This window comes from Thalassoglobus neptunius (assembly GCF_007859735.1).
GTDB classification, from domain to species: domain Bacteria; phylum Planctomycetota; class Planctomycetia; order Planctomycetales; family Planctomycetaceae; genus Thalassoglobus; species Thalassoglobus neptunius.
The window spans coordinates 16,951-31,970 of sequence record NZ_SIHI01000001.1; the positions used below are offsets into that span (position 1 = coordinate 16,951).

The window sequence follows — 15,020 nt, forward strand, 5'->3', positions numbered from 1 at the left end:
TTAAGAACAACTCATCATCGGAAGACTCTTTCAACCCAACCTCGCTTCGTTCGGACTTGGCTCGCTGCGGCCGCGTATCGAGTTGAAGCATCGGGTTCAAAATCGATCAAGCCGATACGGAACGGCATCGACATGTGTCGTTGACTGAGTCACCAGCTCAGCGATCAACTTCCCAGTTGCTGGAGCCATTGAAACTCCCAGCATGCTATGTCCTGAAGCGACCCAGGTATTCTCAAGTTTCGGGACCTGGCCGATCATCGGAACACCATCCGCACTCATCGGACGCCACCCGTACCACTTCTCCTGAATCGGTTCAGCGGTCGGAGTGTGCAGATATTCTTTTGCCCCTTCGAGCAAAAGATTGAGTCGAGGCGGCGAGAGAGAAGAATCGTAACCGGCGAACTGCATTGTCGAACCGATTCGGTAAGCATCCGACAATGGAGTGATCGCGACACGGTGCTCTTCCAGAATCATTGGATAACGCGGGCAATTCTCAGGCCGAGGCATTGTCAGCGAATACCCCTTCCCCGGTTGAATCGGAAGCGACACCCCCAACTGCTTTACAAGTTGGGGCGTCCACGCTCCCAGCGCAACGATGAGTTGGTCGACTTTGATCTTGCCTGACGACGTCTCGATTTCGGTGATCGCCGAACGTGTTTGATGAAGATTCCGAACTTCCGTCTGCTCCCGAATCTCCACACCTTGCTGCTCAAGACAGGCTCGCCAGGCAGCCATCAATTGGCTCGGATGGATATGTGCATCGCACTCATAAAGCCATCCCCCTCCGAGGCCGGTCTTCAGAGCCGGTTCCAGTTCGTTGAGTTCCTCTCCAGCAAACGGCTTCGCACTCAGCCCGAATTCGTCCGTCAGAAGTTTGTCGACGTGCCTGTAATGTTCGAAGCTTTTTTCAGAGTGATGAACAAAAAGAAGCCCGTCGGAATGCCAATCGCAATCGGTCAGCACGCCTGTCTCGATCAGGTTTCCATAAAGCTCTCGTGATGAATCAAGCAGCGCCTGTCGTGCCCGTCCCGCAGCGAGCATGTGTCGACGATTGCAATGTGCTGCAAATTTCAACAGCCATCGCCAAAGAGTCGGGTCCCAACGCGGAGAGATTGAAAACGGTGAGTTCCGTTGAAAGAACGTCTTAAGAGTCGACTGAATCGCTCCCGGCTGGCAAAGGGGAAGAATATGGCTGGGCGAAATGAACCCACAATTTCCATGCGAACACGCCCCTCCAAAACTTCCTTTTTCCAGAATGGTGACGTCCGCACCGGTCTGACTCAGGTAGTAGGCACAGGCAGCTCCGACAACTCCACCGCCAATAATTGTGATGGAAGGTGCCTGAGAGTTCATGGAGTTGTTCGCTGTCGAGAGATTCGTGTCAGTCACGTCCGGATTCCAAAACGAAACGGGTCATTCGCATTCAGGAGGAGCGTCGATTCCGCAGTCACATAAGCAGATCCCGAGAGTGTCGGGATCACTCCTCCTTCAATCGGACGAACGCTTCCGGAGAAGATGCTACCGATGATGCTTTCTTGCCGGAACACTTCGTCGGGCTTTAACTTTCCATCCTCGTACAGACACGCGAGTTTGGCACTCGTTCCCGTTCCACAAGGAGATCGGTCATAAGCTTTTCCGGGGCAGAGAACAAAGTTCCGGGAATGATTCACCGGGTCCTTCGGGGAACCGAACAGTTCGATGTGATCGATTTCCGCTCCATCCGCCCCAACAATATTCTGAGCAGCCAGAGCCTTCCGAATCCTCCAGGAGACTGATGTCAGTTCCTCAACGTTAGCGAGTTCTAACTCGAAATTGTGTTCGCTGATCAGAAAGAACCAGTTTCCTCCCCAGGCAATATCGCCAACGAATGTTCCGAGACCCGGAACATTCACCGAGACATCTTTCGCGACTCGGTACGAAAGGACATTCGAAAACCGAACTTCGTGGTCATTGAGAAGTTCGAATTCGACAAGCCCCACCGGCGTCTCCAGAAAGTGCCGCCCCGGTTCAATCCGCTTGAGACCTCGAAGCGTGACTCCCACGCCGATTGTCCCGTGCCCACACATTCCCAACGGGCCGACGTTATTGAAAAAGATGACACCTGCAACAGCTTTCGGAGACTGCGGAGGCAAGAGCAGCGCTCCCACCATGACGTCCGAGCCACGGGGCTCGTTGACGACGGCTGAACGAAATTCGTCAAACTCGGTTCGGAAGCGTTCTCGCTGTTCAACAAGAGAACCTGTTCCGAGATTTGGTCCGCCTGAAATGACAACTCTTGTCGGTTCACCCCCGGTGTTCGAATCAATCACTCCGATTCGCTGGACCATTTCAGATTGTTCAGAAAAGGACATGAAGAATGATTTTCCGCTGATGCCTCACGAATCTTCAGAGCGTCTTCGAAACGGTCTTTTCGAATCGCTGCAAACTCAACGCGACGACGCTCTCAATATGTGAATCGAATGCCGTGTCATTGAATCTTCTGAAATTGTGACAAACTCGCTCGGTGTTGTCTTCCGATCGGAGCGCGTCCGGAAACAGATTGTCACTCGAATCCCGTTTGGGAAAGAGCCTCCGATGCCAACATCGTCATTGCGCAATCTCCTGGATTCACGTGAGCCAGCGCCGCACTCATCAAAAGAGATGAATACTGCATCAGCATCCAAACAGAGGAACCCTCTTAACGATTTCTTTCTCCTTCATGGAGTTCAAAACTCGTCGAATTCAATCGCGTTCCTCAGCTTAGGCAACTTGGGGCGAGATTGCGGCTGTTAACAAATAATCGAAATGTGAGTCTTGTAGGAATCAGTCAACTCGATCCGGTGAGATCGCCGATAGTCGAGAAGCAGGTTTCCTCACCGGGACCTTCCTCTTCGGGATTTTGAGTCTCGACGATTGCGAGTTCATTGAGCTCGATCGATCAAAATTCTCGGGAGCTAATCCGGTGAACCGACTTGAGGGAGTAATGTGAGATGCTGAGGATGCATCAAAAATCCGGCCGAAAATGGAGACTTGCCACAGCAGTTTTGGCGAGCCTCGCCGTTGGCTGCGTTCAATCTCGGAACGACGTTTCGTATCTGGGTGACCCCAACGTCAGCTATTACCGTGATCACGCCACCGAAATTGACTATCCGGCGGTCGATTCGCCCATATCTCCGGAAGTTGTCGACACACAGGTTCCCGTCACGGTCCGTTCGAAAGAACACTTGGAAATTCGTGAAATTTCGCTCGGAGAAGCGGTTCAGACCGCTCTGATGAATAGCGAAATCATCCGCCCGGCAGGAACATTCCTCTCGACGGGCAACAGCATCTATACGAATCCTAATCAGATTCCATCGGTTTACGATCCTGCCATTCAGGAGAGTGGAGTTCTCTTCGGAGGACGAGGTGTCGAAGCTGCGCTTTCCGCGTTTGATGCTCAGTTCCAGACTTCGATGATCTGGGGCCGAAATGAACAAGCGACAAACAACGCCTTCTCTGGCGGGGGAATCGCGGGTGGAGGGATTCAGGTTGCGGAAACCGGAACCTTCGCTTCATCGCTCTCAAAAACCTTCGCGAACGGGGGCAGTCTGAGCGTCAATCACAACGTCAACTACCTCGGAACGAACGCTCCGTCTGTCTTCCAGTCGGTCTATTCCGGGAACGTGCAGCTGCAATACCAGTTGCCGTTGTTAGCTGGTGCGGGGACTGAGTTTACACGCATTGCCGGACCGATTGGTCAGTCATTCGGCGGGATCTCCGGGGTCTCTCAGGGGGTCTTGATTGCCCGAATTAACAATGACGTCACCATCGCCGACTTCCAGCTGGCTGTGAGAAATCTCGTCAAAGATGTTGAGGATGCCTACTGGGACCTGTACCTCGCGTACCAGCAGTTCCACGTTGCGATTCAGACGCGGGAATCGACTTACAAGCTTCGCCAGTTGTTTGCCACTCAGTACGAAATCGGACAACAAGGCGTCTATCTTTCCGACGTCTATCAAGCTTCGGATCAGTTCTACGGAACCGAAGTTTCTGCCACGAACGCACAGGCCGCGATTTACTCGCAGGAAATTCGCCTCCGTCGCTTGCTTGGATTGCCGGTCAGCGATGGCACAGTCCTTCGTCCAAGCGATGCTCCAGTGACTGCTGAAATCATTCCTGACTGGTATCAGTCCTTGACTGAAGCTCTGACACATCGAACAGAACTTCGTCGACAAAAGTGGAACATCAAGAGTCTTCAATTGCAGCTTCAAGCAGCCGAAAGCCTCGTTCGTCCACGGCTTGACTTCGTGAGCGGTTATCAGATCAACGGGTTTGGAGATGAACTCCTGGGCTACAACCAACCGGAATTTGGTAACTTTTACGAATCCGTCGGAACCAGCAACCTGACCGGATGGAATCTCGGGTTTCAGATGCGATGGGATATCGGCATGAGGTCTCAGCGAGCCCAGGTGCAAAACTACGAACTGCGACTCGCCAAAGCTGAGAAAGTCCTGATGGAACAAGAGGAAGAAATCAGCCTCGAACTGGGGATTTCCTTCCAGGAACTGAGCCGGACTTATCAAGCTGCCGCCTCCAACTATAACCGAGTCGACGCTGTTCAACGGGAAATTAAGAACCGTCGCGAGCGATTGAATCTGATCGAAGATCCCGATGTGGTTCTGCGATCTGTGATTCGTGGTGCGGAAGCGGAAATTGCCTACCACCAAAGCGTGGTGGACTACAACAAAGCTATCACCAACTTTGAGTTGCGAAAAGGAACTCTTCTCATCAACAGCGGTGTGATGTTGGCTGAAGGGGGATGGCAACCCGAGGCATACGAAGATGCCCGGTATCACAGCGATGCCCGGCTTCACGCGAAGCCCGCAAAGTTGCCGGTTGAATCCCCACCATCCTTCTCGGTTGATGCTCCATTTGGGGGAGTGTACCTCTCGCGACCGGCATCGGAATCAGGCCATCAGTTGATGCCAATTGAATCGGATCTCGAATCACTTCCACCGATTGGTGACGATGTGGCTCCAATGGAAAATGGAGCTGCGGGATCAACTCCTCAACTTGCCCCACCGGCCCCATCGGGAGATGTTCCTGCTGCACCACCGTCACCGGCAGCCACACCGGCGGCTCCACAACCGCCAGCTGTGCAACAACAACCAACGGTTCCTTCGGTTACCCCGCAGGAAGCTCCAGAACCTCTGCAAAAGCCCAACGTTGATCCGCCTGCCAAACCGGACGGGCAAGGGAGCACAACATCGACAACAGAGGTCTTTGATGAGTCTTTCGTCTGGAAACCAAACAAGTAGCCGACTCTCAAGAGAACACGACACTCTCGACATTCACCTGCTGACACTTCGTCACCGCACGAATCTCGTCAGCGATGATCGCGGGAGATGTCGTCCTCGTTGAGCGAACACGTCTATCAAACGACAGAACGGCCCACAAATTGTGGGCCGTTCTTGTTTCGTCCTGAGCGAGTTGACTCAGTTATCAACCGGATTTTCGCAGCGAATGCTGAATTTCCAATCCCGATAAGGACAACGCTTTACGGTGCTTGTTCGTTCTCAGTGGAAGCGTCTTCTGATCCTCCAGCTGCGAGCTTGATGGTCTCGATAAAGACCGCCGTTTCATCTCGTTCCTCCATTCCCGGAGGTGCGAGATAACTGAATGCTCGAGTCGGAATTGGCTTGTCGAGCTGGATGTTGCTGAAATCGAGAGTCAGAATCGGCCGAAATGCTTTTCGGTCCTGAGCGAGTTGCTTCAGATACTGAATCCGGACCGGGAAGCTGTCTTCTGTTCGAAATGTGACCAGAACTCGATCAGGCAGAAACTGAACGACTTGCGTCATCATCGTGCCCAAATTGGCTTGCAGGGTTTCCTGCTGCATCGTGTTCCAGTGGCCCTGGATGATGGCAACAGGCGTTCCGCTTTCGTCTTCGTAGCGAATGTCATCGAAGAGGAAAGTTCGCTCCAGCGACGCGAGCATCGCCGGAAGTCCCCCGATGCCAATCTCCGCAGCCCGCATCGCCGCAGTTGCCTGAGGCTCGCTGAGATCGAGGTATTGCTGCGTTTCCTTCAGAATTTTCTGGATATCACGTCGGCTCAGTTCGATCTGGGGTGTTTCGCCCGCGTCGGCGGGCTCTTTCTTGCTGATCTCTCGCCGCGTGTGCAGGATCTGCCCGTCACAGACTTCGAGAAATTGCCCCTGCATATCCCCCAATTCTACAAAATACTCGACCCGGGTCCGGAACCCCGTCCCTGCCAGATACTTTCCGGAGGAGACGAACCGGTAATTCCCTAAAGTCGCCCGCTGAGACATGTCGGCCTGAACGGATTCTCTCTTGAATAGCTCAGATCGAGCCTGACGCAAGAGCCCGAGGGCCTCTTCGTTTTGGGCTGTAACAGTTTCCTCTTCAACGGGTTGCGCCGTTTCCTGCGACTCCTCCTCAGGGGGAGTTTCGGCCTGGGGCCAGGCGACGGCGATGGAAATCGGACCCGTCAACGCAACGAGGACGAGAAGTGTCAAAGTGAATCGATTTTGCATGTTGGCACGAAAATGACGAATTTTCCAAAGGTTCAGGTCTCAACGATCCGAAGAAAGAAGTGAGTGTGAGCCTGTTCTGTCGCAACGTGATCGCGACACACGGCCGGACAATACACGCAGTCGACACACGGTGTCACTGTCACAAATCAGTTTAGCTGTCATTGACACTGTTGGTCGACCGCAATCTGGAGCGATTCAACGAGACCAGAACGGAAGAGGTCAAACGATGCGACTCTATTTTCTGGCTTTGGGAACATTGCTGATCGTGTGCGTAGGATGTGCACATGATGGACAACAGCTTCTCGAAACTAACAAAAATCGGTACTATGCACCTCCTGCAGCAGCGCTGCAGCATCCTGGTCCTATGGTCGGTGGCCCCGGCCCCGGAGTGATGCAAGTCGGACACCAAGTTCCTGGCCCGCCAATGGGCGCAATGGGAGCAGCTCCCGGTGGAGCACCTTTCGTTTGTCCTCCTGGGACAGGCGGAGCAGTTGTGACAACCTCACAAGTGCGATTCCTCGGACCAGAGGGAATGCACGTTGGCTGGCAGATCGGTGGCGGATTCGCCGAAAACCAGTTGATGGCTCCAGGACGCTACAACTTCCGACAGGCTGCCACCTATCGGCTCAAGTTCAGCAACATTCCTGGTCGTGAAGGTCTGGTCGTCTATCCTTCGCTGCACATCTACCCAACTCATCCAACAACAGCAGCTTACCTCGAGCACAATGCTCTGCCGCTGCGAGTGAACGATGAGGACCTCGATCAGGTCGAAACCAACAACTTCGTCACGAAGGTCATCTACCTTCCAGATGCGAAGTATCAGGAACTCGCCATTGCTGGTGTTGAGGAACTCGTTTCCACACGACTGGCACCCGGACTTGATCCTGTGACTGAAGCTGACCGACGCGGAACAATCATGGCTGTCCTGCGAATGGGTAACATGGACCTCGAAATGCCTGGTCAGCCAGGACAGCTCGGCGAAGTTCGTGGAGCCAACGGAGAAATCGTTCAGACTCAGTACGCTGACGGTGAAAAAGGACAGCACATCGCACCTGTCCCAGTCGGAAGCCACGAAGGCATCGGACGCGGCGGAGTTCCTTCAGACATGATGGTTGGAACCTCAGGTGGTCCTGGACAACCTGCTTACGATCCAATCTCAGGAGTCAACGGAGTTCCTCAGTACGGAATGCCTTACGTTGGAACACCAATCGGACTTCCTGGTCCTCCTCACATCCCACTCGGTCGTCCAGCTGGTCTGCAGTCCATCACACTGCGAAACACCACCGACTACCAGGTTTCGGGTCCTGTTGAAGACATGTTGATCGACGTTCGACATGAGCCAGGAATTCGGATGCCAGAACCTGTCAAGTACATCCAGTACACAGAAAAGCATCCTGGATACCAGGCAAGCGACCTCTCGGTTCCAGCTTGGGCTCAGCAGTAATCTTTGACGAGACGACCGGGAGTTGCGACTCCCGGTCCTTTTGTGTTTTCAACCGCACACTGAATCGAGTGTGCGGTCACTGTCTATCTGAGTTCGGTCGAGCGAGTTCCTCATTCCGGCCGAAATGTTGCAAGTCGAAAGCGAACGATCATGCTTCCGAAACAAACACTCTCAGCCATGATTGCCATCATCGGCGTGCTGTTTTGCTCGTGGGCAGGTGCTGAAGACCGGCATTTCCTCATGAACGCGCAAACGATGCCGACAGGGGAGGCTGCTCGCTGGAGCCTGATGACCAATCCTCAGAAGTACGGCTACTTTCAACCGGTTGAAATCTCGCTTCCATCGGCCGGTCACGTCAGCTTCTATCAGGGTTCTCCACAGAGTCCTGTACTGACGCAAGCTCCTTCGCAAGCCGGAATGATGGTCGGACACACCTATCGTGTTCGAATCAGTGGAATGCCCGAGTACCCCGGCGTCGAGTTGTACCCAACCATCGAATTGCTGGATCGACTCCATCCGCCCGAAGGCGAAGCTGAGAACTTCCCGATTCCCATCGAACTGACTCGCGAAGAAATTCAGATCGTCCTTCAGGAACGAATGGTCACGAAAGTGGTCTATCTGGAACAGCCCGAGTTTGCCGTCCCGTTTGAACAAGGGGCACAAATTCATGTTGAGGATCTTCCAGTCAAAACGAATCTCATTCAGGCAGCCGATGAACGCGGCCGACCGATGGCCATCGTTCGTATCGGAGGACGGATTCCTGATCCGATGTCGCCGAACGACGAATTTTACAGTCGCTCACCCATCAAGATTTCCCCTGCCCGATAGAGCACATTTCGAACTGGGCCAATGAACTCATTCAGCCTGACGAGAAATTCGCTCACCCACCTATCCGGTTGAGTCACTTCACTTTCAACTGATCAACAGGAATCGCCGACGATGACAATTTTCCGTCGACTCCATCAGCCATCCCATCATGATCTGTTTCGTGCTGCAGCTCCCGTTCTGCTTGGCGGGGCGCTGTTGTTCGCATCTTCCTGCGGGTCCGCTCGCCCCTTTGGTCGATCGGCTTTCAACTCGAAGCCGTCTCCTCAGTTACAGGCGGAACAGGGAGTCCAACACGCCTACACGGACAGTGCCGATCCGTCCGGGAAAATGATCACCCAACTGGATCATCAGGCACGCACGTCGGCGACACAGACAACTCCAACTGTTCAGGAACAGCTCTCACGAGGCGAAGATCCCTTCCTGTCCACCCCTTCTGCTCCGACAAACCATGTCGATCCGGCATTCCAAACTGCCAGCGCACAGATGCCGCCCGCGACTGCTGCTCCTGTCGCTGCGATGAACTCCGGCCCTTATGGATCGGATGAAATCCTCCAGACATCGGCCGAAGTCATTGAACGAGCACAACGAGCGCAGCTGCAGGCAGCTGCTCGATACGCTCCCGAACCACGCGTTCCACTCAATTCACAAGTCCGGCAAGTTGCCTCTTTCGAATGCCCCACGGGAACCTGTCCTCCGTCGAGCGTTACAGCCAGTGGCCCTTGTGCATGTGCTGCCACTGGACCGGAATTCATCGGAGACGAATACGTCTGTGATGGTGGAGACCGCGACACCAAGGTTTATCATTACCGATCAGACCGCTACGGGCTGAATACTGAAGACACCGTCGGGGAGTGGGTTGACGAAATGGGCGAACTGCAAGTGAAGCCCTCAACGCGCACCTGCGTCTATGCACCTCGTTTCGGTTCGGTCCGCTCGGCAACTCTTCCGCAAGTTGGAATCGATGTCGATGGTGTGGCTGGGCATCACGATCAGGTTGGCCTCGCCGGAATGGATACCAAGCAGATCCTCGACGAGAAGACTCACACAGACGAAGCTCTGGCAATGCTGGTGCGATCCCGTGCAAGTGGATTGGAACACAAAGCCGCGGACGACTCGCTTCACCAGAACATCGCTCCACATCATCACATCAAACTTCTCAATGTCTATCAGGACATCGTCTTCCTGAAAGACGGGTTGTTCGACAAGATCGATCGAGCGGCATTGAGCGAAAGCATTGCCATTGCTCAGGACTGGACTGCCGATCAGGGAGTTGTCATCTACGCCCACGACCAGGCAGGACAGGAAGTCCAGGCTCGCATCTTCGCACAGGACTACACTGGAGTTGAAGACAAGAGTACGCCGGGCGAACTGGCCATCGTGAAAGCTGTCGATAAGTCGACCGCCAAGCCGGGCGAAGAGTTGACCTTCACGATCCGATTCGACAATACAGGTGACCGACCATTGAGCAAGGTTCGAATCGTCGACAATCTTTCTCCTCGTCTCGCATTCATCGAGAACTCTGTCGATTCGAATCTGGACGGAAGCGTCGATAAGGAAGACAACGGTCAGGGCAGCCAGATCCTGACATTCAAATTTGACAAACCTCTTGAAGGCCATACCGGAGGCTGGGTCTCCTTCAAGTGCCTGGTTCGCTAAGTCATTTGTGAAACAGTCGACCACGGTTCTGCGAAGTTGAATCACCTTCAACTTTGCAGAACCGTTTCTTTTTTGGTGAGGCGAATCTCGCGAATGTTCGTCATCACCAAATGACCGAACCTGCTGCGGCCGCTGATTCTTTGACCGTCGATTTTTGAGGATTCGACGCGCATCCTTGTCGCAAACATCTTGAAGCGTCAGAATGAGGGGAACCAGATCTGACCGAGTGGGGTCATTGAGAGAAACGAGACATTCTAGGGGACGACTTGGTGGTTCGCGTTGGCGTCATTGGAGGGACAGGTTACACAGCTCTTGAAGTAATGAGATTGCTTCAACGGCATCCTCATGCAGAAGTGACCGTTGTGACCAGCCGCTCCGAAACGGGTCCGGTGAGTTCTTCGCACCCGTCGCTGACGGGACAGATCACGGTCAACTTTACGAATCCCGATCCAGACGAGATCGCCGAGAAAACAGATGTCTGCTTCTGTTGTCTTCCCCATAAGGCGAGCATGGATTGCATTCCCTCACTGCTGGCTTCAGATGTCCGCGTCGTCGATCTTTCTGCGGATTATCGTCTTAGCGATCCGAGTGTGTACGAGAAGTGGTATGGCCACGTACACACCGATCCGACTCGCCTGGGCACCACAGTCTACGGTTTGCCCGAACTCTATCGAGACCAGATTCGCGGACAGAATTTGGTAGCAAACCCCGGTTGCTACACGAGTACGTCAATCCTTGCACTCGCTCCATTCCTAAAAGCAGACCTGATTGATCCCCAAGCCATTATTATCGATGCCAAGAGTGGAGTTTCTGGAGCGGGTCGTTCTCCGAAAGTGGCGACGTTGTATGCGGAATGCAATGAAAGCTTTTCCGCCTATTCGGTGGGCAATCACCGCCATGCTCCAGAGATCGAACAGGTCTTGTCGAATGCGTCGGGAAAGTCGGTCGAAGTGCTCTTCACGCCGCATCTAGTCCCGATGGATCGCGGGATCTTCGCCACGATCTATGCGACCCCAGCGAGAGACACAACTGAGAGTGAGCTGAAAGAAGCTCTGCGTGCGTTTTATTCCAACGAGAAATTCGTGCGCGTGGTCGATCACCTGCCGCGAACGAAAGATGTGGCGTATACGAATTTTTGCGATGTGACAGTGCGTTTGGTTCGCGGTCGAGTGATGATTCTCGCGGTGCTCGATAACATGATCAAAGGTGCTGCTGGCGTTGCGGTCCAGAATTTCAACTTGATTTCCGACTTTGACGAAGAGACTGCGTTGTTGTAACCAGCGATTCATGAGTGCATGGGAATTTTGATGCCCTTCGGTGGTTGTCTCAATAGAGTTCTCGAATCGATCAACGTCTCCGAAACAAATCGATCTGCCTAAACTTCTGGATCGGTTTCAGGTTCACTTCAAGAAGGCTTAAGGGGTGAGAGAGTATGAATGATTCATCTGAGAGTGCCTTCGAAAAAGAGCGTGAAGCCGTCGAAAAGCTGAGGGCAAGTCGACAGCAGATCCGCGATGAACTTTCAAAGGTCATCGTGGGCCAGGATGAAGTCATCGAACAGGTATTATTAACCCTGTTCGCCGGGGGACACTGCTTGATCACCGGGGCTCCCGGTCTGGCGAAGACACTGCTTGTCAAATCAATCGCCCAGATCTTCCATCTCGATTTTCGACGCATCCAGTTCACTCCGGACTTGATGCCGGCCGACATCACAGGCACTGAGATCCTGGAAGAGACTTCTCACGGACGTCGCGAAATGACCTTTGTGAGAGGGCCCGTTTTCGCTAACGTGATCCTCGCTGACGAGATCAATCGAACACCTCCTAAAACGCAGGCTGCGTTGCTTGAAGCAATGCAGGAGCATCAGGTCACAGCGGCCGGGGAAGTTTATCCGCTTGAGGAACCGTTTTTTGTGCTTGCAACACAGAACCCGATCGAGATGGAAGGAACTTATCCACTTCCAGAAGCCCAACTCGATCGATTCATGCTCAACGTTGTGATCAGCTACCTTCCCGCCGAAGATGAAGTCGCTGTCGTCGAGCGAACAACAGCCGGTCGGCCGGCGAAAATCGAACCGTTGTTCACCGGCGAAAATGTGCTCGCCTTTCACAGCGTCGTGCGGACTGTGCCTGTCGCGAGAGAGCTTATCGATTACGCCGTCCGGATCACGGCAGCATCCCGCCCCGGTCAGCCGGGGACACCGGAGTTCTCAAACAAATACGTCAGTTGGGGAGCCGGAACCCGGGCCTCTCAGTATCTGATTCTCGCTGCCAAAGCACGCGCTCTCCTGAACGGAAAAGCGCATGTCGGCGTTGAAGACATCAAAGCGATTGCGAAACCCGTTCTGCGGCATCGCATCCTTTTAAACTATAAAGCAGAGGCCGAAAGCTATTCCGTCGAAGACGTGATCGAAAAAATCCTCGACTCGATTTCGCCTCCCGTTTCCTGATGCGAACACGGATGCTTCAGCGGCATTGGCCAAGCCTTCGCCCTGAAGCTTTGTGAACTCAAGCAAAATTCCGCAGAGAAACCGGGGAACGGAACTATTCGGCGATCTCAAACTTGTGGGCTGTCAGTTTTCCCTCGAGCATTTCCGGAATGACGATCAGGTTCTGCTCAGCAATCACTGCCAGATCTGCGACTCCCTGAGGATACTCCTTCACAAGAGTGACTGATCCGTCCCCAGTCACGTGGAACAGCTTCCCGATTCTCCAATCGGTCACGAAATAGCCCCCGCGACCGTCCGATTCGATCCCGTCGAGGTGCCCGGTCGGTTCTGCTGTGATGACTGTGATTTCCTTGGTGTCTCGGTTGACTCTTTTCAGTCGTCCAAGGGCTTCGGTAGAGAAGTCTTCCGTATTAAATCCGGTTCCCCAACCTCCAATGATCAGAGAATTGCCTTCAACAAGAACACCGTTGGGATGTTCCAGCTCCGGACCTTCTAAAAAGACAGAAGCTTTGTTGTCTTTGATCTGGTAGATGCGGCTGGCGACCATATCTGAAACGTAAATCGTTCCATCGTCACTGGTGCAGAGATCGTTGAGGAACTTCGCTTCAGGAATCAGATACTCTTTGACAATTTCGCCAGCTTCAATATCAATGGCAACAACTCGATCAATGTCGCTGACGTACAGCGTGTTCTCGTGGCTTCGAATCCCTTTCGGGGCATTCAAACCTGTCACCCATTTGTGCGAGACAATCTTTCCATCGAGTGTCAGCTTAGTGATCCAGCCATCGCCATCTTTGGCCGCTCCGCCACCGCCGCCAATTTGCGAGAGGAAGAGAAAACCAGACTTCCGGTCGAGGTAAATGCTTTCCGGATGATCAAGTTCATCACCTGTGATGCTCCAGGATTCCTGCAGTTCGATTTCCGCTGACACGACGAGAGATTGTGACAGAAGGATTCCGAGAACGATTCCACAAATTGGCTGGATACTTCGCAGCATAATTAGTCCTGGTGTCTTAGGAATGAACGTGATCAAGGCGGGAACGCGAGGATGTTTCACCAGTAAACGCAATTCTCATCGCGAATGCAAATCAGTCGTGCGAAAATCGAGAACGACAAAATGCCAACGAATCTCCAACGACGTTGACTGGGAGAATCGCGAGCTTTGAACCCAACGTGGCAACTTGAGAGGCTTCGCAAGATTGCCTGATCAGCAAAGTCGTCTGGACGGAAAAACATTGATTGGACGCCATTCCCTTGCAACAATATTGATCCATCTTTTCAACGTAAGCGCGCTTCTCAATTCATTCGACCCGGCTGTCTCGCACTGCTTGCAGGACCAAATGTTTACAGGACCGAAATTGCATGTGGCAGCACGAGAGCATTCTCCGTTTTGGACATCGATCGTGAAACGTTACCGATTTCAGATTGTGATCGCCCTGGGACTCCTGGCCATCGCCGCTTTCCTTTGGTCCGGTCTAAACACACGCGCAGCAGTTGATGGTCCGAAACTGGGTCCGTTCGAATTCGAACGCGAGGGAGCATTGAGCCCTGAACTGGCAGCGAAGAGCCACTTCTACGGATGTGCCAACAAATCACCCAAACACTTCGTCCAGCATGTGCTGCTGGGAATTTGCGATGGACCGATCAACACGCTCCAGAAGTTCGCCGAGTGCCTGCATGAGACGGAATTTCATCACGACGGCCAATCGTATTCCGTCTACGATCTCCCGAAAGTGATGAACGCAAAACTCCCGGTGCGTGTCATCGCCAGCGGAGCCTTCGATCCGGAAGACAAGCGAGTTCTCGCTCTGCACAGCCAGATGATGAGCACCTACTACGCCGAAAAGTTCATGTGCTTCGACGTCGCAGGCACCTCTTACGATCGAAATGAATACCAGTCGCGTGTCGTTGTCGTCTTCGTCAACGGCCGCTGGTATTCCATGCCAAGATGCCGCAGCGCAAGAAGCTTCTACGAGATCGCAGACTCCATGGAACTGACACCACTCGATCCCGATCCAGCGATCTAGTCGAACCTCGCTGTTTCTCAACGCCCACTCACGAACTTCGCCTGACGAACGCACCTCACCTGTCAGATGGGAGACTTGGGTAATCCTGCCAACATATTGGGC

The 15,020-nt window shown here is 53.4% G+C and carries 11 protein-coding genes; 7 read left to right on the top strand and 4 right to left on the bottom strand.

The window, feature by feature from the left end:
• Positions 1–96 precede the first annotated feature (96 nt).
• Both KOR42_RS00070 and KOR42_RS00075 read right to left on the bottom strand, forming a co-directional pair.
• A complete protein-coding gene (locus tag KOR42_RS00070; RefSeq protein WP_231740525.1) occupies positions 97–1,389 on the bottom strand; it encodes an NAD(P)/FAD-dependent oxidoreductase in 1,293 nt (430 codons plus the stop codon).
• Complete coding sequence (locus tag KOR42_RS00075) at positions 1,386–2,327, bottom strand: proline racemase family protein (RefSeq protein WP_146506601.1); 942 nt, start codon at positions 2,325–2,327, stop codon at positions 1,386–1,388. The genes KOR42_RS00070 and KOR42_RS00075 overlap by 4 nt, the downstream gene beginning before the upstream one ends.
• Positions 2,328–2,969: 642 nt before the next feature.
• On the opposite strand from KOR42_RS00075, the gene KOR42_RS00080 reads away from it, so the two are divergent.
• On the top strand, positions 2,970–5,276 hold the full coding sequence (locus tag KOR42_RS00080) for a TolC family protein (RefSeq protein ID WP_146506602.1): 2,307 nt from the start codon (positions 2,970–2,972) through the stop codon (positions 5,274–5,276).
• Positions 5,277–5,515: 239 nt separating this feature from the next.
• On the opposite strand, the gene KOR42_RS00085 is transcribed toward KOR42_RS00080, so the two are convergent.
• On the bottom strand, positions 5,516–6,514 hold the full coding sequence (locus KOR42_RS00085) for a hypothetical protein (protein ID WP_146506603.1): 999 nt from the start codon (positions 6,512–6,514) through the stop codon (positions 5,516–5,518).
• A gap of 226 nt (positions 6,515–6,740) precedes the next feature.
• Between KOR42_RS00085 and KOR42_RS00090 the strand changes: the two genes are divergently transcribed.
• The 5 genes from KOR42_RS00090 (at position 6,741) to KOR42_RS00110 (ending at position 12,891) form a co-directional block, all read left to right on the top strand.
• Positions 6,741–7,958 (top strand): hypothetical protein, encoded by a 1,218-nt coding sequence (locus KOR42_RS00090; RefSeq protein WP_146509933.1) that lies wholly within the window; start codon positions 6,741–6,743, stop codon positions 7,956–7,958.
• Positions 7,959–8,108: 150 nt separating this feature from the next.
• Positions 8,109–8,786, top strand: a complete 678-nt coding sequence (locus tag KOR42_RS00095; RefSeq protein WP_146506604.1) for a hypothetical protein — start codon at positions 8,109–8,111, stop codon at positions 8,784–8,786.
• A 111-nt stretch (positions 8,787–8,897) separates the two neighbouring features.
• On the top strand, positions 8,898–10,442 hold the full coding sequence (locus KOR42_RS00100) for a DUF11 domain-containing protein (protein WP_146506605.1): 1,545 nt from the start codon (positions 8,898–8,900) through the stop codon (positions 10,440–10,442).
• A gap of 269 nt (positions 10,443–10,711) precedes the next feature.
• Positions 10,712–11,719 carry an N-acetyl-gamma-glutamyl-phosphate reductase gene (gene argC / locus KOR42_RS00105; RefSeq protein ID WP_146506606.1) on the top strand — a complete coding sequence of 336 codons (1,008 nt, stop codon included), beginning with the start codon at positions 10,712–10,714 and terminating at the stop codon, positions 11,717–11,719.
• Between the two features lie 155 nt (positions 11,720–11,874).
• On the top strand, positions 11,875–12,891 hold the full coding sequence (locus KOR42_RS00110) for an AAA family ATPase (protein ID WP_146506607.1): 1,017 nt from the start codon (positions 11,875–11,877) through the stop codon (positions 12,889–12,891).
• A 94-nt stretch (positions 12,892–12,985) separates the two neighbouring features.
• Here KOR42_RS00110 and KOR42_RS00115 read toward each other — a convergent pair whose 3' ends face one another.
• Positions 12,986–13,888: an NHL repeat-containing protein gene (locus KOR42_RS00115; protein WP_146506608.1), complete on the bottom strand. Its 903-nt coding sequence runs from the start codon at positions 13,886–13,888 to the stop codon at positions 12,986–12,988.
• Between the two features lie 406 nt (positions 13,889–14,294).
• Between KOR42_RS00115 and KOR42_RS00120 the strand changes: the two genes are divergently transcribed.
• Complete coding sequence (locus KOR42_RS00120) at positions 14,295–14,918, top strand: hypothetical protein (RefSeq protein ID WP_146506609.1); 624 nt, start codon at positions 14,295–14,297, stop codon at positions 14,916–14,918.
• Positions 14,919–15,020 lie beyond the last annotated feature (102 nt).

Coding starts and splice junctions, on each gene's coding strand:
- KOR42_RS00100 (WP_146506605.1), top strand. CDS start 8,898: ATGACAATTTTCCGTCGACTCCATCAGCCATCCCATCATGATCTGTTT.
- KOR42_RS00095 (WP_146506604.1), top strand. CDS start 8,109: ATGCTTCCGAAACAAACACTCTCAGCCATGATTGCCATCATCGGCGTG.
- KOR42_RS00115 (WP_146506608.1), bottom strand. CDS start 13,888: ATGCTGCGAAGTATCCAGCCAATTTGTGGAATCGTTCTCGGAATCCTT.
- KOR42_RS00080 (WP_146506602.1), top strand. CDS start 2,970: ATGCTGAGGATGCATCAAAAATCCGGCCGAAAATGGAGACTTGCCACA.
- KOR42_RS00085 (WP_146506603.1), bottom strand. CDS start 6,514: ATGCAAAATCGATTCACTTTGACACTTCTCGTCCTCGTTGCGTTGACG.
- KOR42_RS00090 (WP_146509933.1), top strand. CDS start 6,741: ATGCGACTCTATTTTCTGGCTTTGGGAACATTGCTGATCGTGTGCGTA.
- KOR42_RS00110 (WP_146506607.1), top strand. CDS start 11,875: ATGAATGATTCATCTGAGAGTGCCTTCGAAAAAGAGCGTGAAGCCGTC.
- KOR42_RS00075 (WP_146506601.1), bottom strand. CDS start 2,327: ATGGTCCAGCGAATCGGAGTGATTGATTCGAACACCGGGGGTGAACCG.